This is a genomic window from uncultured Tateyamaria sp. (genome assembly GCF_947503465.1).
Lineage (GTDB): Bacteria > Pseudomonadota > Alphaproteobacteria > Rhodobacterales > Rhodobacteraceae > Tateyamaria.
Genome location: NZ_CANNDN010000001.1, coordinates 1,984,113 through 2,008,987 on the forward strand (window position 1 = coordinate 1,984,113; position 24,875 = coordinate 2,008,987).

The 24,875-nt window shown below is 59.9% G+C and carries 21 protein-coding genes and 1 pseudogene; 11 read left to right on the plus strand and 11 right to left on the minus strand.

Going from position 1 to position 24,875, the window contains the following annotated elements; genetic code table 11:
- Positions 1-10 precede the first annotated feature (10 nt).
- Genes Q0844_RS09955 through gspL form a run of 4 tightly spaced genes read right to left on the minus strand, consistent with a single transcriptional unit; the run spans position 11 to position 4,282 of the window.
- On the minus strand, positions 11-1,216 hold the full coding sequence (locus Q0844_RS09955) for a type II secretion system F family protein (protein ID WP_299044378.1): 1,206 nt from the start codon (positions 1,214-1,216) through the stop codon (positions 11-13).
- Positions 1,213-2,688 carry a GspE/PulE family protein gene (locus Q0844_RS09960; RefSeq protein ID WP_299044380.1) on the minus strand — a complete coding sequence of 492 codons (1,476 nt, stop codon included), beginning with the start codon at positions 2,686-2,688 and terminating at the stop codon, positions 1,213-1,215. The genes Q0844_RS09955 and Q0844_RS09960 overlap by 4 nt, the downstream gene beginning before the upstream one ends.
- Positions 2,685-3,128 (minus strand): type II secretion system protein GspM, encoded by a 444-nt coding sequence (gene gspM / locus Q0844_RS09965; protein ID WP_299044382.1) that lies wholly within the window; start codon positions 3,126-3,128, stop codon positions 2,685-2,687. Before gspM ends, Q0844_RS09960 begins: the two co-directional genes overlap by 4 nt.
- Positions 3,128-4,282 carry a type II secretion system protein GspL gene (gspL, locus tag Q0844_RS09970; RefSeq protein WP_299044384.1) on the minus strand — a complete coding sequence of 385 codons (1,155 nt, stop codon included), beginning with the start codon at positions 4,280-4,282 and terminating at the stop codon, positions 3,128-3,130. The genes gspM and gspL overlap by 1 nt, the downstream gene beginning before the upstream one ends.
- 74 nt (positions 4,283-4,356) lie before the next feature.
- Here gspL and gspG point away from each other — a divergent pair, with 74 nt between their 5' ends.
- From gspG to Q0844_RS10010, 8 genes are all read left to right on the plus strand, one after another.
- Positions 4,357-4,833 (plus strand): type II secretion system major pseudopilin GspG, encoded by a 477-nt coding sequence (gene gspG / locus Q0844_RS09975; RefSeq protein ID WP_299044385.1) that lies wholly within the window; start codon positions 4,357-4,359, stop codon positions 4,831-4,833.
- Complete coding sequence (locus Q0844_RS09980) at positions 4,830-5,306, plus strand: prepilin-type N-terminal cleavage/methylation domain-containing protein (protein ID WP_299044387.1); 477 nt, start codon at positions 4,830-4,832, stop codon at positions 5,304-5,306. The genes gspG and Q0844_RS09980 overlap by 4 nt, the downstream gene beginning before the upstream one ends.
- Positions 5,303-5,671 carry a type II secretion system minor pseudopilin GspI gene (gene gspI, locus Q0844_RS09985; protein WP_299044389.1) on the plus strand — a complete coding sequence of 123 codons (369 nt, stop codon included), beginning with the start codon at positions 5,303-5,305 and terminating at the stop codon, positions 5,669-5,671. Before Q0844_RS09980 ends, gspI begins: the two co-directional genes overlap by 4 nt.
- Positions 5,668-6,525: a type II secretion system protein N gene (locus Q0844_RS09990; RefSeq protein WP_299044390.1), complete on the plus strand. Its 858-nt coding sequence runs from the start codon at positions 5,668-5,670 to the stop codon at positions 6,523-6,525. Before gspI ends, Q0844_RS09990 begins: the two co-directional genes overlap by 4 nt.
- 3 nt (positions 6,526-6,528) lie before the next feature.
- Complete coding sequence (gene gspD / locus Q0844_RS09995; protein WP_299044392.1) at positions 6,529-8,448, plus strand: type II secretion system secretin GspD; 1,920 nt, start codon at positions 6,529-6,531, stop codon at positions 8,446-8,448.
- A 75-nt stretch (positions 8,449-8,523) separates the two neighbouring features.
- A complete protein-coding gene (locus Q0844_RS10000) occupies positions 8,524-9,030 on the plus strand; it encodes a sigma-70 family RNA polymerase sigma factor (protein WP_299044394.1) in 507 nt (168 codons plus the stop codon).
- Positions 9,027-9,686, plus strand: a complete 660-nt coding sequence (locus Q0844_RS10005) for an anti-sigma factor (RefSeq protein WP_299044396.1) — start codon at positions 9,027-9,029, stop codon at positions 9,684-9,686. The genes Q0844_RS10000 and Q0844_RS10005 overlap by 4 nt, the downstream gene beginning before the upstream one ends.
- Positions 9,679-10,434: a DUF4198 domain-containing protein gene (locus Q0844_RS10010; RefSeq protein WP_299044397.1), complete on the plus strand. Its 756-nt coding sequence runs from the start codon at positions 9,679-9,681 to the stop codon at positions 10,432-10,434. The genes Q0844_RS10005 and Q0844_RS10010 overlap by 8 nt, the downstream gene beginning before the upstream one ends.
- A 431-nt stretch (positions 10,435-10,865) precedes the next feature.
- Here Q0844_RS10010 and Q0844_RS10015 read toward each other — a convergent pair whose 3' ends face one another.
- Together Q0844_RS10015 and Q0844_RS10020 are read right to left on the minus strand one after the other, a co-directional pair.
- Positions 10,866-11,759 carry a hypothetical protein gene (locus tag Q0844_RS10015; protein ID WP_299044398.1) on the minus strand — a complete coding sequence of 298 codons (894 nt, stop codon included), beginning with the start codon at positions 11,757-11,759 and terminating at the stop codon, positions 10,866-10,868.
- A 329-nt stretch (positions 11,760-12,088) separates the two neighbouring features.
- Positions 12,089-12,913, minus strand: coding sequence for a hypothetical protein (locus Q0844_RS10020; RefSeq protein WP_299044400.1), 825 nt, complete (start codon positions 12,911-12,913; stop codon positions 12,089-12,091).
- A gap of 641 nt (positions 12,914-13,554) precedes the next feature.
- Between Q0844_RS10020 and Q0844_RS10025 the strand changes: the two are divergent.
- A pseudogene (locus Q0844_RS10025) lies at positions 13,555-14,334 on the plus strand (IS3 family transposase); the annotation flags it as partial.
- A 328-nt stretch (positions 14,335-14,662) separates the two neighbouring features.
- On the opposite strand, the gene Q0844_RS10030 reads toward Q0844_RS10025, so the two are convergent.
- Entirely contained in the window at positions 14,663-15,535 is an 873-nt protein-coding gene (locus Q0844_RS10030; protein WP_299044402.1) for a M15 family metallopeptidase, read from the minus strand.
- 152 nt (positions 15,536-15,687) lie between these two features.
- Between Q0844_RS10030 and Q0844_RS10035 the strand changes: the two genes are divergently transcribed.
- Together Q0844_RS10035 and Q0844_RS10040 are read left to right on the plus strand one after the other, a co-directional pair.
- On the plus strand, positions 15,688-16,269 hold the full coding sequence (locus tag Q0844_RS10035; RefSeq protein ID WP_299044404.1) for an OmpA family protein: 582 nt from the start codon (positions 15,688-15,690) through the stop codon (positions 16,267-16,269).
- Positions 16,270-16,305: 36 nt separating this feature from the next.
- On the plus strand, positions 16,306-18,492 hold the full coding sequence (locus tag Q0844_RS10040; protein WP_299044406.1) for a serine/threonine-protein kinase: 2,187 nt from the start codon (positions 16,306-16,308) through the stop codon (positions 18,490-18,492).
- A gap of 16 nt (positions 18,493-18,508) precedes the next feature.
- On the opposite strand, the gene Q0844_RS10045 is transcribed toward Q0844_RS10040, so the two are convergent.
- Genes Q0844_RS10045 through icmH form a run of 4 tightly spaced genes read right to left on the minus strand, consistent with a single transcriptional unit; the run spans position 18,509 to position 24,859 of the window.
- The gene (locus Q0844_RS10045; protein ID WP_299044408.1) at positions 18,509-19,219 is read right to left on the minus strand and encodes a protein phosphatase 2C domain-containing protein; all 711 of its coding nucleotides are present in this window, start codon (positions 19,217-19,219) and stop codon (positions 18,509-18,511) included.
- A complete protein-coding gene (tagF, locus tag Q0844_RS10050) occupies positions 19,216-19,881 on the minus strand; it encodes a type VI secretion system-associated protein TagF (RefSeq protein ID WP_299044410.1) in 666 nt (221 codons plus the stop codon). The genes Q0844_RS10045 and tagF overlap by 4 nt, the downstream gene beginning before the upstream one ends.
- Positions 19,881-23,462, minus strand: a complete 3,582-nt coding sequence (gene tssM / locus Q0844_RS10055) for a type VI secretion system membrane subunit TssM (protein WP_299044412.1) — start codon at positions 23,460-23,462, stop codon at positions 19,881-19,883. The genes tagF and tssM overlap by 1 nt, the downstream gene beginning before the upstream one ends.
- Complete coding sequence (gene icmH, locus Q0844_RS10060; protein ID WP_299044413.1) at positions 23,459-24,859, minus strand: type IVB secretion system protein IcmH/DotU; 1,401 nt, start codon at positions 24,857-24,859, stop codon at positions 23,459-23,461. Before icmH ends, tssM begins: the two co-directional genes overlap by 4 nt.
- Between the last annotated feature and the right edge of the window lie 16 nt (positions 24,860-24,875).

The following is a 24,875-nucleotide window of genomic DNA, read 5'->3' on the forward strand; positions in this document are numbered from 1 at the left end:
GTGTTGCGGGTCATCCGACCAGCGTATTCAAGTTCACGATAGGCAGAAGAATGGCGAGAACCAGCAGCATCACGACCCCACCCATGCCCAGCAGGACCATAGGCTCCACCAAGCCAACCAGCGTCTTGACGCGCGCTTGGAGGTTTTGTGACTGGTCTTCGGCAAAGCGGCCGAGCAACGCGGGCAGCGCCCCCCCGGCTTCGCCGCTCGCGATCATGGTGATCATCATGGGCGGGAACCCGGGTCGGGAAGATAAAGCGCGCGAGAGGGTTTGCCCATCCCTGACCTCGCGCGATACCTCGTGCAGGGTCTCGCGTGCCGTCAGATTGCCGACCGTCTGAGTGGCTGACGACAGGGCATCGGACAGTGGCACGCCACTTTGGATCAGTGTCGCAAGCGTGCCCGAGAATTGAACAATCGTCATCTGTCGCGCCAGCCCGCTGCTCCACAACAATCTGTGCCAGTTCTTTTGCAAGGCAGGTTGTCGCGCTGCGGCGCTTGCACCCAGGATCATCGCTGCGACCCCGATGCTCAGGATTGCGGCATTGCCGATCAGAAAGTCGCTTAGGCCGATCATGATTTTCGTGAGTGGCGGCAGATCGGCGCCGCGAGCGGCAAACACCCGAACGATATCAGGCAACAGAAAGACCAGAAGACCAACAACAACGGCAATTGACACGATGATCAGGATGACGGGATAGATCAGCGCGAGCCCGACGACTTGCCGATTGCGCAGACGCCCTTCGACGTGGTCGGCAAGGTGGGTCAGCACGGTCGCTTGCCGTCCGGCCCGTTCGCCGGCCTCTATGGATGTCAAATAGAAGCGGTCAAATCCACCACCGATGTCGCGCAACGCAGTGCTCAGGCTTGCGCCGTCAAGGATGGCTTGCCGCAAGGTGCGGCATGTCGTGCTCAGCCTTGTCGATGATTGCTGGGCCAGCGTTGCAAGGGCCACTTCGACCTGAACGCCGCTGCCCAGCAAGGTAGCCATTTGCCGTGTAAACGCCGCAAGGTCTGTGGGCGACAAGGGCCGCGAACCCGTGCGCACATACGACCATAACCGGTCGATTGACCAAATAGCAGCGGGTGTAAGGGAAAGTGGCAGCAGGCCCTTTTCACGCAAGGCGGCGCGCGCGGCCTCGGCGCCATTTGCCTTGATCCGACCCGTCTGGGCCTTGCCGTCCGCATCGACGGCGCTGTAGCGAAATTCCCTCATGCAGGCCCGTCCTGCGCCGCGTCAAAGACCACCCGCGCAACTTCTTGCGGGGTGGTGCGCCCTTCCCGTATCTTTTGCACGCCATCCATGAGCAGACCGGGCACTTCACGCTGCAATACCTGTCCAAGCTCTGCTTCCGATGCGCCAGCTGTTATCGCTTGTTCCAACTCTGGCGTCACCTCGATCAGGTCATAAAGAGCGACGCGGCCGTGAAAGCCGGTGTCGTTGCAATCGTCGCACCCCAACCCTTTCAACGCCGTCTCGCCACTGGTTATTACGTAGGACAGAAGTGCCGCCTCGGTATCCGTTATCGTATGGACGGCCGCACACCGCGGGCAGGTCTGGCGCACAAGCCGTTGCGCGATCAAACCACGCAGCATGGGCGCCAGCAAAAACCGTTCCGCCCCCAAATCAATCAGGCGCGCAACGGAGCCGATGGCGGAGTTGGTGTGCAAAGTCGACAACACCAGATGCCCGGTCATAGCGCTTTCGACGGCCACCCGCGCGGTTTCGCCATCGCGGATTTCGCCGACCATGATCACGTTTGGGTCCTGGCGCAGCAAGGCCCGCAGTCCACGGGCAAAGGTCAGGTCCGTTGCGGTGTTGACCTGCATCTGCGCGATCCCCGGCAGGGCATATTCGATCGGGTCCTCGATGGTCATGATGTTGCGGTGTTGGTCGTTGAGCGCGTCAAGCCCGGCATAAAGTGTTGTGGTCTTGCCTGAACCTGTGGGACCGGTGACCAGTATCAGACCATCGGGACGCTCGAGGAGGCGTTCAAAGACGTCCTGCATGGCGCGGTTCATGCCAAGACCGTTCACGCCGGTTTGGGTCTGCCCGCGATCCAGCAAGCGCATCACCACGCGTTCGCCGTGCTGGGTGGGAATGGTGGAAATCCGTGCGTCCAAATGAAATTCCGCTACGCGCAGCGACACGCGGCCATCCTGCGGCAGCCGCTTTTCCGCGATGTCGAGGCGGCCCATCACCTTGATCCGGCTCACCAATTGCGGGGCCAGTGCGCGATTGGATGTCAGCGCTTCGCGCATGATGCCATCAACACGGAACCGGACCACCAGGCGTGCCTCTTCCACTTCGACATGAACGTCCGATGCTCTTGCACGGATGGCCTCCAGCAGAATTGCGTTGATCAGGCGAACAACAGGAGCGTCTTCCCGCTGGTCCAACAGGTCATCGACGGCGGCGGCTGTGTCGGCGAGGCTGGCCAGATCCGTTTTTCCCTGATCCGAGGCTTGCTCGGCCGCGCCTGCGGCGGCACTGGCGCTGTCGCGGTACGTGTTTTCCATGATTTCGGCCAGCACGGTGGGCGAGACGTCGCGAAGGGTCAGGCCGCGCTGCGCGACCCGCTGTGCTTCGGCCAGAGCGGAAAGGGGTGTTTTAGGCGCAAAGTGGCAATCACCCTCTGTCAGCACGAGGTCGTAGGCACGCGCAAAGGCATAGGGCAACCGGGTCACTGTGCGTCCTCCATGACGATGCGCGCCGACACCCTGCCTGGTTCCGGGCGGCGTCCTATTTCCGCGGAAAAAACCTGAACACCGTATGTCGTTGTCAGTGTCTCAAGCCAGCCGATCAGAGCCGTGAAGGCAACGTCATCCAACGATATGGACAACGCAGCGCCTTGCGGGTCGACACGGCGAATGTCGATTGCGGCCGCGCGGGCCGAGGCCGTGACGCGCTGACGCAATGGTTGGATGGGGGCGGTTTGCGGTGCATAGAGCGTGTCTGGCACCTGATCCAGTACGGACCAAAGGATATCGATCTTGCGCAACTGCGCGAAGCTGTCGCTGCGTGTGCTTAAGGACGGCTCGATGACAACGCTCCACAACGCGGCGGCTCCGATGGCCATGGCTGCTGCACCGCTGATCGTGATTTCGCGTGATGACAGTTTGCGCATCAGCCGGCCTCCGAAAGGATCAATTGCATTTCGGCACCGGTTGGGCCTGTCGTAGCCGCACCGCCGGTCACGACAATGCCGTTCGTGCGCAAGGCGTTCTCTGCTATCTGTAGGGCGGCAAGATCGGAGGCGCTGATGAGAGCGGTCAGTGTGCCTGCACTGGCGTCGTAGCGCAGATCGCGAAATTCGATGCTATTCTGACGTTTGAGCGCAATACCGGTCAGCGCCAGCAACCTGAGAAACGGGTCGGTTGTGTCGGTTGGATGTGCCCGGCGTTCGAGTTCGGATGTTAGAACGGCGGTCGGCAAGTTGAAATCCAGCGCCGCGCCGCGACCCTCTGCCGCTGCCACAAGTGCTGCGCGCCGGTCGGTGGCTAAGCGCTCCAGGGCACGTGCGTCGGTCAACAGCACTGCGGCATGGGCAAGGCTTGCGACCGCACTCAATCCAACGGCGAACCCGACCCGCTTGCGCCACACGTCACGGGTTGCCCGCTGAACCGGGCGCAGGTCCAGCTCAAATACAGATAGGGGGACGGGTTCCAATTTCGAAACGCTGCCATGCGAGTCTACCCCGGGTGGCATGATACCGTGACACACCTGGATTGGAGTGCGACCGAAGGCGCGCCACAGATCAGCGAAACCATCTTTGGCGACAACACACCCTGCGCCGTCAAAGGTGCGCAGGTAGGTCGCGTTTTGACCGAACCAGACAGACCACGTGCCTTTGGTCACCGGCAAGGGCACCGCGCACAGATCGGGCAAGATCGCAGCGGAGCCTGTCGCTGAATTTAGGTGCCGGTTCAATGTTTCAACGCTGATTGCAGCGCATATTCGGATGGTTTCATCTCTGACGGGACCTACAGACACATGGGTCTCTTCGAGTGGCGCTGCCAAAAATGGCTCCATCGCGAAGGGCGCAGCGGCGCGGCGTTTACGCCCTGAACTCAGGGGAAGGTCAACGGCATGTAAAAGTACGGCGGCACCCGGGATCACTTGGGGGGAGGGGAGGGCCAAGGCCGCCGCGGCACGTATCAAACGCGCCTTGAGGTCGGGATCGACCGCCCGGATAAAATCACTTGACGGCAGGGGGAACAACGCCGTCGAGCCTGTATCCGGACGATCGATATCACCAATGCTAACACTTTGATTTAGCATAATTTTTTACCTTTACGGCACAATTCAACGCGCCTATGTAACCGACAATACGAGCCGCATAAGGAAATAGTTTCATGCTTGATTTGAGTACTGACGCCCCTCTGAAACCGCGCAAACGGAACCCGGTGGCAGGGGTCACCCTTATTGAGATGATGGTGGTGCTGGTGATGATTTCCGTGGTGGCCGCACTGATTGTGCCCAATGTCATTGGCCGCCCTGACGAAGCGCGCGTGTCGGTCGCCGCCACGGATATGCGAGCAATCGCGGGGGCGCTGCAGCTTTACCGTCTGGACAATGGCAGTTACCCGACGACCGCCCAAGGGCTGAACGCCTTGGCGGTACGGCCTGTCACTCCGCCGTTGCCACGGACCTGGCCGCAGGACGGGTATCTGAGCGTACTTCCGCTTGATCCGTGGGGCACACCTTACGTCTATCGCTTGGAAGACGGGCGTTTCGACCTGATATCGCTGGGTGCAGATGCCGCGATTGGTGGTGAGGGGGTAAATGCCGACATCCCATTGCGTGCCACGGGGGTACAGGCAGGATTATGATACAGCCCAGAGGCCGAGATACGGGTGTTACCCTAGTGGAAATGCTCGTGGTCCTGACTGTGTTTGCTGTGGTTGCGGGTGCGGCTGCCCTATCCTTCCCGAACACCCGGCGCGCCAATACCACCGAGGCAGAAGCCCGCGCATGGGCCGCGCGTTTGGACCGGGCAGTGAGCGTTGCACTGATCACCAATGCGGGTTTTGGCATTCGCCATGACGGCACCGCAATCGGCTTTGTGGAGCGTGGCGACGACCGGCAGTGGCGTCCCCATTCCGATCCTGAGTTGGCCAAAGTGAAACTTTCTGGTCGAGGCTCTCGTATCTCAATCAATGCACAAGAGGTGTTTTCCGTGTCCGCCAATCTTATCCCTGAAAGCAGTACGCCGTTTCGAGCGATGTTTGGCAGCGGTACGGACACCTGGGTTGTAACCCTGGACGGCACGCGCGTGCGGGTCGCAGAAGGGTCATTCCCATGAAGCGCCTTGAACAAAGCGGGTTCAGCCTGATCGAAACGCTGGTGGCCATGGCGGTGCTTGCCGTCTCTGCGACAGCGATCCTGTCGGCGACGGAAACTCACACCCACACCGTCAGTGCCGTGACAGAACGAACGCTGGCACGGTGGATCGCACAGAACAGTTTGGTTGTGCTGGAGCAAGGGCGGCAGGCCGAAGCGACGGTGCAAATGGGGCGTGGCGAATGGCAGGTGCGTGTCGCACGAAGCGACACAGTCGATCCCGATCTTCAACGCGTGGACATCGCCGTTGCGCGATTGTCGGCGGCGAATGTCGTTCTTGCCAGGCTGACCGGGTTTGTGGATGTCACGCGCGAGGCAGTTGAGTGACCCGTGGCGAAACCGTCATAAGGTGCGCTTTGGCAGCCGGAGCGATGGCGTCGGTCCTTTGGGCCGCAGTTCCGGCGGCGCGGCACATGGCTGGTGTCGTTGTTTTGAGCGCACCGCACCCTGTTGCGCGCGCTGACCGACCCGCGGAAAACGCTTTGGATTTGGCCGATATCCTCGAACTGGCTCCGTTTGGTCGTCTTCCTGTCTTGGACAGCGCACCTGAGGTCGGGTCGGCGGACCAGCCAGACATTGCACTTCGCGGAATATTCGCGGCCAATGATGCCACGTCTGCCGCGCTTCTGGATGTTGGTGGCGTACCGGGCCTTTATCGCGAAATGATGGAGGTTTCGGACCGTGTGACTGTTTCGCTGATCACGCCGCATGTTGTCAAACTGACCGACGGGGCCAAAACGATCACATTGACCTTCGATGGCGATACAGAGGTGGTTGCGCCGACGGAACGCGCGGGCTCAGACGCACCAGCATCGTTGTTGGACCGCTTGCGGGGCGGGTTTGTTGTTCCCGCAACATATGAAAGGCCCAGCAAACCTGAAACCACAGCCCAGTACATCGATTACTGGCGGACCAGAGTTCGCAAGAATCCCCAGGCCGTGCTGGATGAGATCGGGCTGAAGCCGACGGACAAAGGTTACGTCATTGCCGACACTCATGACATAGGTGTCCAACTGGCAGGTCTGCGGTCCGGGGATCTGGTTCGATCCGTCAATGGACAGGCCGTCGGCGATCCCGAGGCCGACAGAAAATTCTATGACGAGATCGCGGCCGCGGGAGAAGCCCGGATTGAAGTCGAACGTGGCGGACGTGTTCTGTCCTTTTCCTTTCCGCTGAGGTGATAGATGTTTCGACAGCTTGCTATCCTGTTACTTGTCACCGCCCTTGGGCATCCTGTGTACGCGCAAGACGTTGACCCCACCTACACAATCAATCTTCGACAAACCGACATCACGATCCTGACGGAGCAGATTGCCGACATCACCAGGCGCACGTTGATTGTGCACCCTGAACTGCGCGGTGACATTACCGTCGTTTCGGCCGAGCCGTTGGACAAAGAGGGTGCTTGGGAGCTGTTCCAGTCGATCCTGCGCGCCCGTGGGTTTCATGCGATCCAAAGTGGGATGATCTGGCAAATCGTACCGCTTGAGGCTGCGCGCGCCGCGGCCCAGGTTGAGCTTGGGGACAGTACGGCCGGCAGCCAGGATTTTGTGACGCGGCTTGTCCCGCTCGACAACCTGCCTGCTGGCGAGGCGGTGCGCGTGCTGCGGCCGCTGGTTGCCGCATCGGCATCCATCGAGGCCTTGGAGAATCCGAACGCGGTGCTGATCACGGACGCGGCCGAAGGGGCTGCGCGTATCCAGCAACTTGCGCGCACGCTGGATCGCGATCAGGCGCGCACATCGCGTGTCTTGCAGTTTCGCAATACCCAGGCGGCGATCGTAGGCGCCGCCATCGCTGACGTGCTGGGGCCCAACCCGACCGGCGCGCGGTTGTCCGTTGATCCCGGGTCGAACACGTTGATCATTCGCGGCACGGTGGACGAACTGGATGAGGTGGAAATGCTTGCCTCCGCAATGGATGTGCCACCGGTCTCGAACCCGCAAGCGGCATTGAGCACGCGGGTCTTTCCCCTGCGCTACGGACAGGCAGAGCAACTGGCGGGAATTCTGACCACTGCACTGACAGGTGCTGGGGCCGCTGCCACGAACGCCGTCGCCGGAGACTTGCAACAGAATGGGCTGGCGGCGGCGGCACCTGTGCCAGATACACTGGACGTCACGGTCGCGGCGGATGAGGCCCAGAATGCCATCGTTGCGCGCGGGACCGAGGCGCAGCTGAACGAGGTCGCAGCATTGCTGCAGCAACTGGACCGAAAGCGGGCCCAGGTGCTGATCGAGGCGGCGATCGTCGAAGTGTCGGGCGAAACGGCGCAACGGTTGAGCGCGCAGCTTGGCCTGGGCGAACTGGCACCACCAGGCGGGCTGGCAGCGACGTCGTTCAGCAACGGCGGAGCAGCGCTTGGAACTTTGCTCGCGGCGCTGGGGACGCCCAACGCCGCGTTGGCCACCGCCGGGGGCAGTGCCACGATTGGAAGCGGAAATTTCGGTATTTTGTTGCAGGCATTGAATCAGTCGACAAATGCCAACCTTTTGTCGACCCCGTCGCTCATGGTGCTGGACAACCAACCTGCTTCGATTGTCGTGGGCCAGAATGTGCCCTTCCGCACAGGCACATTCGCCACTGACGGTAACACCGTGCAGCCATTTACCACCATCGAACGGCGCGACGTGGGGCTGACCATGAACGTCTTGCCGCGCATCAATGATGGCGACACGGTTCGGCTGGATATCAGTCAAGAGGTGTCGTCGCTGGTCAATGCCAATGTCGAGGGCGCAGCCGATCTGATCACCAACCGCAGGTCGATTGAAACAAGTGTTTTGGCACAAAGCGGTTCGACCATCGTCTTAGGAGGGTTGATCAGCCGAGACGATCTTAAGAGCCTCCAGAAAGTGCCGGGCGCGGGTGATGTTCCGATCCTTGGCAACCTGTTCAAATCGCGCAGCCGCAGCAGCACGCGTCGCACGCTGTTCGTGTTTCTGACGCCGACAGTGCTGCGATCCGAGCAAAGTCTGGCGCAGACCTATGATAACCGGTTGAAAGCCCTTGCAACGGCCCGTTCGGAAACAAGTACGGACAGCGGACGGAAGCAAGTAAGGCGCGCAAACAAACCAGTGCGTCTGGAATTGGGCGGGGTCTATTGAGCGATGGACAGTACCGTGACAAGCGCCGTGCCGGAGATACATGAGGAATTGGACGGGCTGATATCGCGCGTCGCAATGGCTGACCGTCGGGCCTTCGACCGCCTGTATTCGATGACGTCGGGCAAGCTTTTTGCTGTCGCCATGCGCATGATGAAGAACCGGGCAGAGGCAGAAGACGTTCTGCAAGATGCATATATGCGTATCTGGCAGCGCGCAGGCAGCTTCCGGCCCGGTGAAGGGCGGTCCATGTCTTGGCTGATCACGATCACCCGCAACCTTGCCATAGACCGCATGCGCGTGCGAGCGGCGCCCGTTGCGTCGATAGAAATGGCGCAGGACGTACCAGATGATAAGCCCACGCCCGAAACTGCGTTGGCCCAGAGCGAAAACCGCGCAAGGATTGATGCCTGCCTTGAACAGCTTGAGGCGCATCGGGCCGAAGCTGTACGTGCGGCCTATATTGAAGGATGGTCCTACCAGGAACTGGCTGACCGGTTTGATACCCCCCTTAACACCGTCCGGACTTGGTTGCGGCGCAGCCTCCTGCGGCTCCGCGCGTGTATGGAGCAGGCATCGGAATGACACGCACACCGACATACGACGAAAACGAGGTTTTGGCGGCTGAGTACGTGGTGGGCCTTTTGTCCACGGACGAACGTCGCGCTGTTGAGACACGCGCGCGCACGGATCAAGCACTGACCGCACAGATACGCGCTTGGGAGGTCTATTTATCCGGGTTGAATGAGGAGTACGGTTTCGCGCAACCCTCAGGACAAGTAAAAAAAGCGATAGACCAGAGGCTGTTCGAGACGCCACGCCCACGCCAACACTGGTGGGCCCGGGCTGGGCTGGTTGCAACGGTCCTGGCTCTTGCGCTGATCATCGGTTCGATATCCCTAGATACACGCGACGCGACCCGGATGATCGCACAGTTGGACAGTGGAGAAAGTGCCTACCGCTTTGTGGTCGAGGTTGGTGAGGCTACCGAGACAATCGATGTTTCCCTTACTGCCGGCGATCCGGCGGCGGATGGAGTCTTCGAACTTTGGCTGCTCTTGGAAGGTGGTGCACCGCAATCGCTTGGAACATTTGCCCAATCGGCACGCCTGCAATCGAGCGCCGCTTGGCAAGTGCAAGAAGGTATGGTTCTAGCCGTGAGCCTGGAACCAGTCGGCGGGTCACCGACGGGAACCCCAACCGGACCTGTCCTTGCTGTGGGGGCATTAAACGATGAGTAGGTTGGCCTGCCTTGTCATGGGAAGTCTGGTGCTGACGGGTAAGTTGTATGCTCACGAATTCTGGATCGAACCGTCAGTCCTTATGCCTGCGCTCGACGAAAAACTGAATGTACAGGTCCGTGTTGGAGAACATTTCGAAGGCGAGCTCTTTCCGTTCCAGCCGCGCGCGTATGAAGCAGCCTATTGGATTGGCCCAGAAACGGTCCTGCCGTTGCACACACAACCGCTGGCGCAAAGGGACCTATCCTTATCTGCGCAAGGCGACGGGCTGCACATATTGGCAATTGCTTCTTTTGGACGCACACTAACCTACACAAGCCTCTCCGAATTTGAAGCTTTTGCGGCAGAGGTTGGAGCAAGTGCAGTTCTGGCCGGCGTGCAGCTGCAGGCCGAACAAGACGGCACCTTGCAGGAGACCTATCGTCGTTTTTCGAAGATGCTGGTGCATTTTGGGTCCAAGTCCGGCGCTGATAAGCGGCTGGGGCTGGAGTATGAATGGGTGCAGTCTGATAAAGGTATCGCACTTTTTTCGCCACAAGGTCGCGTACCGCACCATCCCGTCGATCTGTTTTGCCGTCAGTCAAACGGACAGGTTCGTCAGCACAGATTGTATACAGATTCCACCGGGCAGGTATTACCTGACGTGGCCATGGCAGAGCGGTGTATGATCAACGCCGTTTTCTTAACCCCGTCGAAAACATCGAAGCGCTGGTCCAGTGATTGGGTTTCCATGTTTTGGGTGAACTGATCGGAGCATACGGTTCGCCAGGGCAGCCGGTTTGTCCGATTTCGAGGGCCTGGTAAACGCCAAGAAACCCGAAAAGATAGGGTCGCAGCCGCAAGACCTGTGTCGAGCATTGGGGGCGACTTGGGCTCTGGCAGATACCGGCACAGAAGTGTCGGGTTTAAACTAACGACGGACAAGGGGTAACACGGACCTGCTTCGCTGAATCCGGCCCGCCGTGCGTTGCCGAGACGGTGCCATTCTTAGTCAGTCGCACCATGCACCCGGCAGACTGCAAATGCGCGTGTGCCACCTTAGTTTTTTACCTGACGTTCCGCGACGCCTTAACGCCGGACGCTTTTTTTAGTGCGCTGCTGATCCATTGCAGCCAGCTAAATCCGTAAACATACTCATGCTCCCGGTCGGGTCCTAATGCCGCTTTGCATCTGGCCGGATCATGCAGCCACTCGGCACAGTGAACACGCCGTAGGCATCCCGCCAAAAGCATGCCCCAACATTGCCTTCAGCGCATCCAGCACCGACAGGAACGGCAGGATAACCGGCAAGGACGGATTAAACCGCATGGATGCTGCAAACGTGTTCGCGCCGTTCTGCGCCACCGCGGCCCCGGCCAAGACATTGTCCATCGACGGTAACATATCCAGCTTTGGCTGCAGCGACAGGGCCGCACTGGGCAGCGCGGGCAGGCGCAGACCAAACATGTAGTTCAGCATCGCCTGCACGCGCCCGATGCCCGCCGGGCTCATTGCGTCCGGGCCAAACGCCTCGGTGATCGCCGACAGATCCGATATCATGGTCAAGTGTTCCAACAGCTGGCTGATGTCAAAGGGCAGAGGCGGGATGCCCCCAAGACCGCTCAGCAAATCCATCGCAGCATCGCCAAAACCGGGATCCGAAATCGCTGGCAAACCCAAAGTCATTGGCGCATCCGCCAGTGGTGCAAGCGCGGCGAGGGTCATCGCGAGGTTCAACTGGGGCATGGACATTCCGAATGCCGGAAACTGCGCTGTTCCCAGACCGGCGTGCACCCCAATCGCAGCATTTAATGTGGTGTGCGGACACCCCAGGTTCATGGCATTGGAATAGCTCATATCGACCCCTGACAGCGCCATGGGGCATAGCCCTTGTGCCCGCAGGCTCAGCGTCATCCGCGCTGCCATGGTCATACTTGCCAAATGCGGCCGCGGGATCGAAAGCATCGACGTGCCGAAGGGCCACAGATATGCGCGTAGACTGCGCAATGTCCGCTTCAACTCCTCAAGCACAGCGCGCGGGTCATGCATCGGAAAGCTGCTGCCGACTGCCGACATCTGCGCGGTCATCATCATCAATGAGGGCGCTCCAAATCGTGGCACCCCGGGAAGCAGGGAGGAAAACCACGCTGTTGCATCCATTGATGGCAGTGCAGCCGACATGCTCAAATCAGCGCGGCTCGTGCCGCTCGCGTCCCCCTCGAGCCCCAAAAGGCCCAGCAGATGCCCCATCTGAGGTGGCACAGCACTGATAGACAGATTGGCAGACGGCATCAGACCCGACAGGCTTTGCGGGGTTGGAGGACATAAACAGGGCATCGTGATATCCTTTGACTGAGCACCGCCAAACACATCTTGCGCGGTTTCACGCGTGTGGCCGTACACCCATCAACGCGCTGAAAGATTTAGGTAATCGTTCCCTTTTTCTTCAGCAGCTTGATGAAGGCGTCGTATTTCAGCTTGGTGATCGGGCTCGACTTCGGCTCAAGTTTCTTGATTTGTTCGAACGCCTTTTTCGCCTTGGAGTCTTTCTTGTCGTAATGGTGCTCAACCATCTGCTTCATCAGCTTGAGGATGTCCTTGTCGTTGACGTTCTGAAATCCACAGAACACCAGCGATTTCGCATCAATCTTGACGTCGTGGTACCCGATCAGTCCGCGCTGACGCTCCACCGCGTCTACGATAACCACCGCAGGCATCTTCAGTCCGGCCTTTTTCGCAGCCTTTGTTGCGGCGGCGGCGGCGCTTTTGTTATTGCCCATATACAGTTGGACCATAATTTCCTTCACGAGCATCTGGTCGGTCAAACCCAGACGTTTCGTTGCAACGGCAATCTTGCCAAAACGGCCTTCGCAATTCTTTTCGGCATGTGGGCGGCAATGCTGATAGAAAACGCTCCCGGGCTTGTCTTTCGTCTTGTAGAAAGCGGGAATGGCCTTTTTGTCCAAATAGGTCAGACAGGCCTTTTTCAGCCCTGGCACCAATTTGTTCAAGCCAGCCGCCGCATCCTTTTGCGGACCACGCATGACGTCGTCCACGGCCTTTTGCTGCTTGCCGTCAAGCGCGATAGGTGTCTTTGCCGACTTGGACAGGAATTCTTCAAACAGTTTGTAGCCGGTGACCTTCGTGTTCGTAAGAAACCCCAGCATGGCCGCGCCAGATTTGTCGTTTCGGATCATGTACGCATTGAACATCCCGAGTACAGGCTGGTTCCGGAGCATCTCGTTCATATTGCTGGGGAAATTCAATCCTAGAATAGCAATAGGCATAGCAAATGTCCTTTCAGCTGATCGTGCCGAGCCTTGGCGACCCTTTCAGAAAGACAACAGGAAAGGTGGGGAGATTATTCAGTCCATGTTCAAATTTTTCTTCGATGGGATTCTGCGAAACCGGCGAGGCCGAAGTATCAGAAGTGCCGTCGGTGGCGTGTTGCGCGGATCCACAACATTGAGGTGCCCGACGACACGACGAACGCAAAATTTGCTCGGGTCGATCGCTACAGCGATCCCGCCAATAAGACCGAGCCCATAAGGTCGCCGATACCCGAACCGCAGGTCTTGAAGGGCGTTTGTCAGTTTTGACCCAGCCCCCTGAAATCAGGCCACTGCGGTGTTCGTAATCCGTCCAAGCAAAGGATGGACAATGAAACGCAGATTTAGTGACGAGCAGATCATTCACTGCCCGGCAGGGTATTGCGCAGCAATGTCCCGAGAGGGGCGTCGATCAAGGAATACGAGGCAGGCGTGAAAGCACAGGAGCTGTGCCGGATGCGATGGATCGGCATGGCCTGTCGGAACGTCGGGCGTGTGAGTTGGCTGATCTGCATAGGTCAGTCTTTCAATAGAAGAAACAGGATTGCGGCGATGATGCTCTGGGCAAGCGGCTGCGTGAATTGGCGAATGAACGACGCCGGTTCGGATATCGCCGCTCAGGCATTTTGCTGGCCCGAGAGGGATTTGAGGTGAACCACAAAAAGCCGTTCCGACTCTACCGCGACGAAGGGCTGGCTGTTCGGCGCAGAAGGACTCGCAAGCGAGCTTTGGGCACGCGCAGACCTATTCTCGTGCCGGATCTGGCCAGCCGGCGTTGGTCATTGGACTTCATGTCTGGCGCCTTTGAGGATGGCCAACGGTTCGGGGTGCTCTGCATCGTGGATGACTGCACCCGTGAGGCCCTGGCGACAGTGGTGGATCGTTCCTTGTCACGTGCGCGGATGATCCGTGAACTGGAGGACCTGATCCGCAGGCGCGGCCAGCCCGACATGATTGTCAGCGATAGTGGCATAGAAACAACATTTCATGCCGTGCTCTGATGGTGCCATGCTACTGGCGTCGGCTGGCACTACATTGCGCCCGGAAAACCGATGCAGAATGCCTTCGTGGAAAGCTTCACCGGCAGGCTCCGCGACGAATGCCTCAACGAACACATCTTCGGCAATCTCTCCGAAGCCCGGAAGATCATCGAAAACTGGAGGATCGATTACAACACACAACGGCCAAACGCATCGCTTGGCGGGCTGACCCCTGCTGTCTACGCCAATCTCAACCGCAGCACCCGGCCTGCCTCGCTTGAGCTCCGCAAGGCCTCCGCTCAGCAGGCCTTGAGCGCAACCATATCAACAGAAAGAAACAGGAACGGATTCTACGCCTGAACGTCCCGGATCAGGGGGCTGGGTCACTGCTTCTTCGGTGGCGGTGATCCCATGAACTTGGAAAACGTTCTTGGCCAGATCGACGCCGATGGTGGTAACTTGCATGGGGTGGCTCCTCTCACAAGCAGATTTGGACACGTGCACTATGGCGCATTGCGTTGCCGATCGATGTGTTGCCATCCACCCCATCAGCGGTGTCGCGGACGCTGTGCGGCGTATTGAGATGTCGGGGCAATTCTGCCGGAACCTCTGCTGACTCCGCCTGCATGGCAAATACTGCGTCAAGGTCGGTCCGCATGGGTCGCCTTTTGCATGGGTCGGGCCGTGGTCAAAGCTTGCCTTCGGCGATCCACTTTTCAACAAGATCCCGGCTGACTTCGAAATGCATGCTGTCCTCGCGCGAGAAACCGGCCCCCCAGTACCAACCCTCGTTGCGAAAGAAATCAGCGAGGATAGTCAAGCCAAGCTGAGTGCGCCCGTCGCCCAGCCTGTCCAGTCGACCGTCGATGTTGAGATCGAGCGACAAGCCAAATGCGTGGGTCGAGGTCCGCCCGGTTGCGCCGCGGATATGCCGCACGCAGAGCGCCCCGGCCGTGTTGATCCGGTCGTGCAGGTCGGGATCGGTAGCCTTGATCTTTTCGAACACGACGCGGAGGCTGTCTAGCGCGGGGCGCAACATGCGTACGCGCACCGGGCCGACCTGTTCAGTAGCAAGCTTGGAGGCCAGACGCTGGTTGGTCATACTTTGGCATTCGCTTGTCAGGTTTTCGCGCGGCTTGCCAAAAACACCTTCGAGATAACCAGGTGAGGCAATCCGAAGGCCGTCATTCACATTGCGCCGGCTTGCGATCAGAACAACCTGGGCATAGGCGTCGATGATCTGGTTGGGGCCGTCGCGGGGCAGTGCAGCAAGATTTTCGTCGCCGGGTACTGGCGCGGTTGCGGGTGCCGCTGAACGCAGATCGCCGACCTCTTGCCTGAGCTGTTCGATCTGCGCTTCGAGTGCCTCGATCTGGGTGCGCAGGTTCTCGATCTCGATACGGGCGCCGCTGTCGATTGCGGGGCCCGCAAATTCTGCCTCTCCGTCCGAGGCGTAGCGGATTTCCTGTGCCGGGCGGAACTGCAAGTAGATCAGCACGCCCAGGCCCACCACGATGGCCAGCATCACACCAATGATGATGGGAATGATCCGGGTATCCATGCGGTGTCGCGGCCTGCTTTCTCTCAACAAAATAACTGTGCTGCAGAGCCCGACCCAAGTCAACAAATCGGCATCATTGTTGCCTGTAATTGCGTTGTTTGGGCAGACGGGCTGGTGTACGATTTAACCGCAATAGTTTTATGGGGTCAGCAATGTTCAAACATTTTTTTCTGGGACTGGGGATTTCCATTTTGGCGGTGGGTACGTTCTCCGGTGTGGCGCTGGCGCAGTCAACAGATGCCAGCGAGTTGACCGCCGAAGAGTTGGAGCAGATCTTCCAGAAGCAGAAGACTCGCGGGCTTGTTCTGGCGCCCACGGGTGCCCAGGACAACACCGGGGCGACCGACACGGCAGCCACCGACCTGCCGGGCGCCGAAACTTACGTGGAGCTTGCGCCGGACGAACAGGTGAATATCCAGATCAGTTTCGATTTCGACAGTTCGGCTCTGCGCGCCGACCAGCAGCCAAAGTTGGCAACGATGTGCGAGGTGATGCAGGCGGTCGATATCGAAGTGTTCCGGATCGTTGGGCACACCGATGCCAGCGGATCGGCAAGCTATAACGAGCGGCTGAGCCTGCTGCGCGCGCAAGAGGTCAAACGCTTTCTCGTGGGTGACTGCGGCATCGCCGAAACCCGGTTGGAGGCTGTCGGTGTGGGCGAGGCGTTCCCGCTGAACCAGGAAGATCCGCGGGCCGATGCAAACCGGCGGGTGGAATTCCAGGCGCTGAGCTAGGGTGCGGGTCGGGTACAGGTCCGGGAGGTTGCGCGGATGAGTACGTCGCAGCCATCGGACATCTTCCAACCTGGCGATCTGCTTAACAACACCTACCGGATTGAGGCCATGCTGGGCCGGGGAGGCACCTCCGAGGTCTACAAGGCCCGGTCCGAAATTTCTGGCCGGGTGATGGCGATCAAGGCGTTGCGCGCCGAGTTTGCGTCGAACGAGGATTTCCTTGTTCTGATGACGCGCGAGGAGGACGTGCGCGAAATCCGTCACGACGCCGTGGTACGCTATTTTGATACCCAGCGGATGCCCGATGGCGTTGTCTACCTGGTCATGGACCATGTGGATGGGCCAGGTCTGGACGAAAAGCTGGCCGACGGCGGCATGCGGGCCAGTGACCTTTTGGTGGTGGGCCAGCGCGTTTGCGAGGGTCTGATCGCAGCCCATGATCGAAATATCGTTCATCGCGATCTGTCACCTGACAACATCGTCCTGCGCAACGATCAACCCGGCGAGGCCGTGATCATCGATTTCGGCATTGCCAAGGACACCAACCCCGGGGCCGAGACCATCGTGGGCAATGAATTCGCCGGAAAGTACGCCTATGCCGCGCCCGAACAGTTGAGCGGTCAGACCGATGCGCGGTCCGACATCTATTCGTTGGGTGCGCTACTGCTGTCGACCTTTCGCGGCAAGAAGCCGGACATCGGGAAAAACCCGATGGAAGTGGTCCAGAGAAAGGCGGAGCCGCTGGACGTCGAAGGCGTGCCCGATCCGTTACGCAGCTTGATTGCACGCATGTGCGATCCCAAACCGGAAAACCGGTTCCAATCCGCGCGCGATTTGCTGGCAGGGTTCCAGGACCCCGACAGTATCGCCACGGCGGTGAGTGCGCCAGACACTCCACTGGAGGATGCCACGGTGATTGCGTCGGCGAACGCGCGCCCGGCAGAGACGCCTGTGGCCGGAGCCGAGCCTATTGGTATTCCCGCTGCTGCCCGATCAGATGCAGGCGGTTCGTCGCAGGGCGGGCGCGGTATGCTGGGTCCGATACTGGCGGTCGTGATCCTGGCCGGTGCGAGTGCGGGGGCTTATTTCAGTGGTATTTTCGATGGGCTTCTGGGCCCTTCCTATCCGGTTGCCGAACCCTATGCGTTGTTGGTGGAAAAGCCTTCGGAGGGCGCGGCGCAGGCCATTGGCAATGTGCCCTCGCCCGAGGTGCAGGCAACTCTTGAAGAGGCGATGACACAGATCGGGGGCGCTGCGGATCTCACTCTGGCGTCGGGTGACATTGCCGATGGCTGGGGCGCGGGGATGTTGGACATTGTGACTGCCGCCGCGCCGCTGGACGAGTTCCGCGTCGTTCTGGATGGTAACACGGCGCGTGTGACCGGGTTGGCTGCTACGCGGGAAGAACAATCGCGCGTGCAAGCTGCCCTGACCGATATAGTCCCCGACAGTTTCGACCTGACCGTGTCCATTGACCTTGGGCCGCGATTTCTGTTGCCCGACACGCTGGCTCCGGTTTTGGACGCCCATGCCGATTGCGGCCGTCCGCGGCTGGTCAGTCCGCCGCCGATTGGCTACGCGTTGGAGGACCGTGTGATCGTCACCGGTCGCTTTGCCAGCGCCGAAACCCGCACGGCATTGGAAGGTAGTGTGGCGGCTCTGGCCGGGGACAGGCCTGTTCGGATCGAGGGTGAGGTGTTGAATGACAGCCTTTGCCACATCGACGCAGTGCTGCCGCGGGCAGCGCCTGGTGGCTACGACATCCGCCTGGGGTTTGGCGATCGCCCGGGTGAAAACCTGTCCGGTCGTTACGTGGTGGGTGACAATCCGACCATCGACGTCAAACTGCCCGAGGGAGAAACGGAAGGGTTCCTTTGGGTGTCTGTTGTGGATGTGAAAGGGGTGGTATTCCATCTTTTGCCGAACCGGACGCGGCCGGAAAACTCGCTCGCCGCATTGCGTACGGAAGCCGATGCTGACGGATATATACGCGTGGCCTACGGGTTGGACGAAGCTGAGGGCAGGCTTGCCTTTAACGTCGATGGATCGGTTCTGGGCAAGTCCAAGATCCTGGCTCTGCATTCGGACGGGCAGCTATTCGACGAACTGCGCCCAACCACCGAGAGTGCAGCCAGCTATGCGGATGCGCTGATCGCGGCGCGCAATGAAGGTGGGTTCGCGGTCGACAGCCTCGATTCTGCGATCCTGACCACCGAACAGTAGCGCGGCCCACGCCCGGTCAGAGCACGTCGATCACGATGATCGAAATGTTGTCTGCGCCGCCGCCGTCCAGAGCGATCTGCTGCAATGTGTCCGCGACGGTTTCGATCGGTTCTCGCTTGAGCACGCGTTCCAGGATGTCGAATGTTGCATATTTCGTCAGCCCGTCGGAGCAGAGCAGAAAACGGTCGCCGGGCAGGATCTCACCGCGGATCTTATCGAGCTCCAGGGCATCACCCACGCCCACCGCGCGGGTGACAGCGTTGGATTGCGGGTGTTGCTCGGCTTCGTCCCAAGTCATTTGACCGCCGAGAACAAGTGCTGCGACCATGGAATGATCGGTTGTGAGCATGTCGATTGACCCACCCTGCAGCCTGTAAAGGCGACTGTCCCCGGCCCAGAAGGCAGCGAAGTGGTGATCGGCCACCACCAATGTCACGACGGTGGCGCCGATGGTGGCGCCACGTGCGTCTGCCTCATGCTGGATCACGTCGTGTGCATGCACGATCGCGTCGCGCAGCGCTTTCATCCGGTCAGCCGGAGCAAGTCCGGGATCGATCATCGCGATGCTGTCCACCACGGTTTGGGAGGCGAAATCGCCACCGTGATGTCCACCCATTCCGTCGGAGACCACCCAGACCTGCTGGTCGCCGAGGGCCAGAATACTATCCTCGTTGATTTGGCGGCGATGTCCGACATGGGTCGTGGCCGAAAAACGGATATGTGTCATGCCGTCTGTGCCACCTGTGCCTGCGCCCAGAGCGGGGCCGAAAGATCGAACAGCCCTTGCATCTCGGCCGCGTTTGGCAGGTCGCGCGTAAGCATGAGGCGGTGGTTGCCTTGCAACATCGCGGACCACAGCGCTGAGGTGCCGTGGCTGGCCGTCAGGCTGTCTGCCGCGAGGACCTGCGCAGCGGGCAAGGCCCCAATGTACGTTCTTCCGGACACGCGGGCGTGTGCCGGTGCGACAAAAGTTACGGTATCGAGGGCGCTCATGAGCCGGTCGCGGCCGATTTCGTCATCAAGCGCCGATAACGCGATCTTCTCGAGTTGCTCGAACACGGTCCGATTGGCGAAGTGGGTCAGTGCCGGGTCGGTGTCCGGATGCGGTGTTGCGATGGTCATCGGGTATTGCCGGCCGACCCGGTCCACCGACGCCATCAGTATACCGGACATGGCCCGATCTCCGGCGATGCCCGCAGGTAGGGTAAAACGCCAGATCGGTGCCGAAAGATAGGCATCGTTCCAGCCCGTGCCCATGCGCTCGCGCAGTGCAAGCAACCCTTCCTGAAGCCAGGTGTCCCACGCCTGCACAAAGCTGGCGGGCAGATTCACCTTCAGAAAATCGCCCATGCCGGGGATCTTGCCGAACGCTCCGAAGCCGGCTGACATCAGAATGAACTAGGGCAGCTGAACTTGCTCAGCGCCGGCAGGGCAAAAGGATTCAAGACCGATCCCGATTGCAGTTGGAAAATTGCGATCCGACCACCCACCTTAAAGATGACGCGTGTGCGGTCGGACACGTTCGTGCGCCGGATTTCCGCAGCCGACAGCAGCCGGAACCAGGCCCAAGGCCCGTCGCGTGTGATGGCGTTCGACGTGTTGTTGACCACAGGTTGAAGGATAATCCGCGCCGACCCCACGGAGCCGGGCCAGGTGATCGCAGACGGTTTCGGGGCCGCGGTATGGGCAAAGACAACCTCTTGGCCATCGACATCCAGCGTCACTTCGTTCGCCTTGGGGTCCAGCGCCTCGGGTGTAATCTGGAACCGCACTGCCACCTGGTCGCCTCCGGCAAAAAACGCGTCCCGGATCTCGGCCGCGTATTGCAGTTGTTGCAACACGGCCTGGCTGATCCCGAGGTCGGCATCGTTGACACGTTTCCAAGCCCATGGCCGGGCCCGCGTGTCCACATAGTCGCGCAGGTTCTCGTTGAAGAAGCTGTCGATCAGACCATTGGGGGCAAAAAGACGGGAAAAGTCCTGTATCGCGACATCGGCCTTGGCACCGCGCTCGAAGGGATACCTGTTGGACAGCGCCTGTTCGCAGAACGGTAGCACCTGCGACTGCCATTTCGCATTGATGCCTGCGCGGGTGCCGTCGGCGGTAATCCCGGACGAGCCCTGCACGATCTGGGTGGCCCACCGCTGGATAGGACCGTCCAGGCGGTTGGCCATTTCCTGGAATCGGACGATTGCCGTGGCGTCGCCGCCCCCTGCCCCGACACCGCCGGCAAAGGACAACTTGTTCAGCTCCTGGTAGACCTCGGTCAGCCGGTTCATCAATTCGGCCAATTGTGATGGCTGACCATCGGCTTGTTCAACCAGCGTATGCAACCAACTGAACCGTTCTTCGACAAATTCGCCGGGCTGTTTCGGCGGCGGCCCCTGGTTGTTGTTCACGCCGCTGCGCAACGCCTCGATAAACAGTTGGCTGCGACTACTGAGTGACGATTGCAGTTCCAACTGGCCAATCTGGGCCGCGCCTTCGGCCAGGCCCTCGGCGCTCAGATCACTCCGCTCTTCGGTCAGTTTCGTCTCTTGGGCGATCGCCTCGAGAATGTTCTTGAGTGGCGAAGTCGGCCCGGACAGCACGTTCGTGATCTCGACAGCGTGGCTGAGGCTTTCCATCGGGATAATGTCAATGTCGCCCAACATCTGGTCATAGCGTGAGATGTAATCGGTGTAGTAGAGATCGAGCACGTCCCGGCTCATTGCGATGAGCGCAGTTTCGTTTTGCTCTGCTTCGCCGCGTGGTCCCAGCACCCAACTTTCGCTCTGGATACGGGCGGCGACGCCAAGAGCTTCGTCCAGAAAGACGTTGTTAAAGCCGTTGTAGGTAAAGATGCCCTCGATACCGTCGTTCAGCGGGCGGCCCGACGATCGGACGATCACCCGGCTGATCGCCGGGCCGCCAATGTCCGTCAGGCGCCATTCGGGCAACGCGGTGGCACGGGGCGACTTGATAATACCGTTATAGACACGTTGCGCCAAGGGCATCTCGCTAAGCAGCCCCTGGATCTGCTCCACCAGCGGGCCATTGAGGCTGATGTCGTCCATTGGATTGTCCAACAGTGTGGCCAAGTGCCCTTCGAGATCTGCGCGCAGCTCGTCCCGTGCGGCCCCCTGGAAGGCAACCGACCAGTCCAGAGTCATCCACTCGGTGACAAGTTGCTGGTTCATCGGCCCCTGCTGGCCCAGCATCAGGTAGATCTTGAGGCTTTCATAGAGGAAATCGGGGTTGTTCATGTTGGCCTGCATCTGGTCTTCGAGACGCAGAAGCAGACGGGGTAAAAAGTGTTCGTTTAGGGCGGCGCGATAGGTTTGCGCCGCCTGGTTGCCGATGACTTTTCCCTGATACAAGCCATAGGTCAGCGTTCGATCAGGCGCTGCGTCATTGACTGCCGGATTGGCGGGCATATCGCGCAGAATGTTCAGCGCAGGTACCACACTTGGCAGATCCGAATCCTGGATCGGACTGCCGGGAATTTGCGCGGCGGCAACGCGGTATGCCTGGACGGACTCTGACGCCTCGGCCAAGAAGGCGGCATTGCCCAGGTAAGACCGCACCCACAGGGTCGAAAGACCGATACCAATCAAAAAAGCTGCGGCGATGGCGGCACGTTTTGTCCAGCGATAGCGTCGCTCGACCTTGTCATCGGCGGACACCAACCCGGCTTCGGGGAAGATCACGCCTTCGAACAGCCGGGTCAGAAAGAAGGACCGCCCGGTTCCCTGCCCTGTGCCGATCGCTTGTCGTCCGATCCCGAACGTCCGGGCCATACCCATCATCAGACGGTCGATCGGCGTCCCTTCTTGGGTGCCGGATGTGAAATAGACGCCGCGCAACAAGTGGCGTCGTTCAAATCGGTTGTCCTGAAACACCTCGTCAAGAAAACCACGTGCGGTGGCGCGGACCGAGGCGACTTGACTGGGGAAGGACGAAATAAGGGCACGGCGCTGGTGGTCGGTTTCCTGCTGCATCCGTTCCAGTGACTGGGCGTTGAGCTGGCCCAGCAGCAGGCCGAATTCCTCATCGAAAGATGCAACAGGCGACACATCGGATTTGGTTTTCTTTTGCACAGGCAGGGTGAACCCCCAAACCTGTTCGCAGTCTTCCTTGCCGAGGTTGTCGTAGAATTCCGCAAAGCCAGCAATGAGGTCAGATTTGGTAAACAGGACATAGACCGGGAACCGCACACCCAGTTTTTCGCGCAACTCGTGCAGGCGCCGCCGGATCGCGGCGGCGTGAGATGCTTGCGTCGCTTCGTCCTGCAGGCTGAGGTCTGAAAGCGAAATGGCAACGATGGCACCGTTGATCGGCTGCCGCTTGCGATGCTTCTTGAGCAGGCGCAAAAAGCCCAGCCAGCCCGCATTGTCCTCACTCTCGACGCTGTCTTGCGTCGTGTAGCGGCCAGCAGTGTCGATCAGTACCGCGTGGTTGGTGAACCACCAGTCGCAATTGCGCGTGCCGCCCACGCCGCCCAAAGCGGTCTTGCCCATCGTGTCGGCCAGTGGAAATTGGAGACCGGAATTCACGATCGCGGTTGTCTTGCCCGCGCCAGGCGGTCCAATCATCACGTACCACGGTAGTTCATAGAGCGACCGCCGCCCCAGCTTGGACTTACGCAGCGCTGCCATCGCCTCCTTCAGCTTGCCCTTCAGTTCCCCAAGCTCGGCCTTGACCAACTCGTCGTCCTCGTCGGTATCCGCGTCCACGGATTCGACGATGTCCTCTTCCATATCCTTGGATTGCTTCGACCGGCGCATCACAATCAGCAGCATGGCTGTCAGTGCGAGCAGGAAAATCACCCCTATTGTGATCAACCGGGCGATGACGCTGTCCCAGGGGTGACTTTCGCCAAATCCGATCAAAGGGCCAAGGAACCAGATGGCTATGGAAAACCCAAGCGCGACCAGCAACGTGATGGTGATACCGGATCCAAAAAAACGAGTGATGGTGCGGAAAATCATGTGGCGTCTTCTTTCACCAGAACAACCTCGATACGCCGGTTCTTGGCGCGGCCTTCACGCGTGCTGTTATCTGCAATGGGTTCCTTTTCGGCCCGACCTTCGGCCTTGAGCCGAGTGTCGTCCGTCAATTGGCCGGCGAGTTTGCGCATGACACTTTCAGCCCGCGCAAGGCTGAGGTGCATGTTGGACGGAAAGCGCGACGATCGGATTGGGACGTTATCGGAATGTCCGATGACAATAACGGGCCCGCGCGCGTCGTTGAGCGCTGCAGCGACTTTCGATAGCGGTGCCTCAAAGCTTGCGTCCAGCCGATCCGAGCCTGACCCGAACATGCCAGATCCGGCAAGTCGAACGGTGATCGTCGACTGATCCTGAAACACTTCGACAATGCCCTGGTCGATCTCTTCTTCGAGAAAACCTTTGACCCGTTCAATCTGTTCATTGGGGGGCGGCGGAGGCGGGGGCGGCGGCGGTGCGCGCCGGAACAGTTCGGCCACTTGCCCGGAATCGAGTACCGACAACTGACCGAGCACCCGGTCGGTGGATCGGTTGAGCGTCCAGCTGAGTGACATGAATGCTGCAGTCAGGCAGATGGCCACAATGGCCGAGGTGATCCAGACCGGTTTCCAGACCGACAGCACCTTATGCGGCTGTTCAATGCCTTTCCAATGCGGCGACAGATCTTTTTCCACGACGCCGCGCTGTCCGCGGATGATCCGTGACAGGCCTGCGCGGATTTGCAGGTGTTTGTCGGTTCCATTTTGTTCGACCCGCAAACGCCCCTCGAACCCCAGCGACAGACACATATAGAGGAATTCGAGCAGATCGATGTTCTTGCCCGGCTCCTTTTCCAAGCGCGCCAGAAGATCATAGAACCGGTCTCCGCCCACCGTCTCCTTGTGAAAGGTGCCAACCATCGACTGCTGGGCCCAGATGGATTGCCCGCCCCACGGTGTGTTCAGGACGACGTCGTCGAGCGTGGCACATATGGCATAGCGGGCGATCTTGACGTCTTGCGCGTCGACTCCCGCCTGCAGCGCACGGTTCTCAAAAGCCCGGATCTCGGACACGACCGAACGGCGCAGTTTTTCCGGGTCCATATGCTGGGCGCGGTTGCGAATTCGCGATACAAGCGAGAACAGCGTCGCGGCAGCGGCGTTGATCTTGTTCATCCCCGTCATGCCCTGCTCGACCGAAGGTTCGGTCGGCGCGCCTTGGCTTGCACCTGTGCCGGATTGCGGAATGCCGACGGCGGCACCTTGATCTACCGGCGCCTGAGGTTCGGGTTGCGCCTGCGGCTGCGGGGTGGTGTGCAGGGTTCGGCGACCCCCGGGATTGGGCTTGATCACCGTGCGGTCGGCGTCGTCTGGTTCCGCGAATGGGTCTTCGTCTGCCATGGCTTGACCTTCTCCC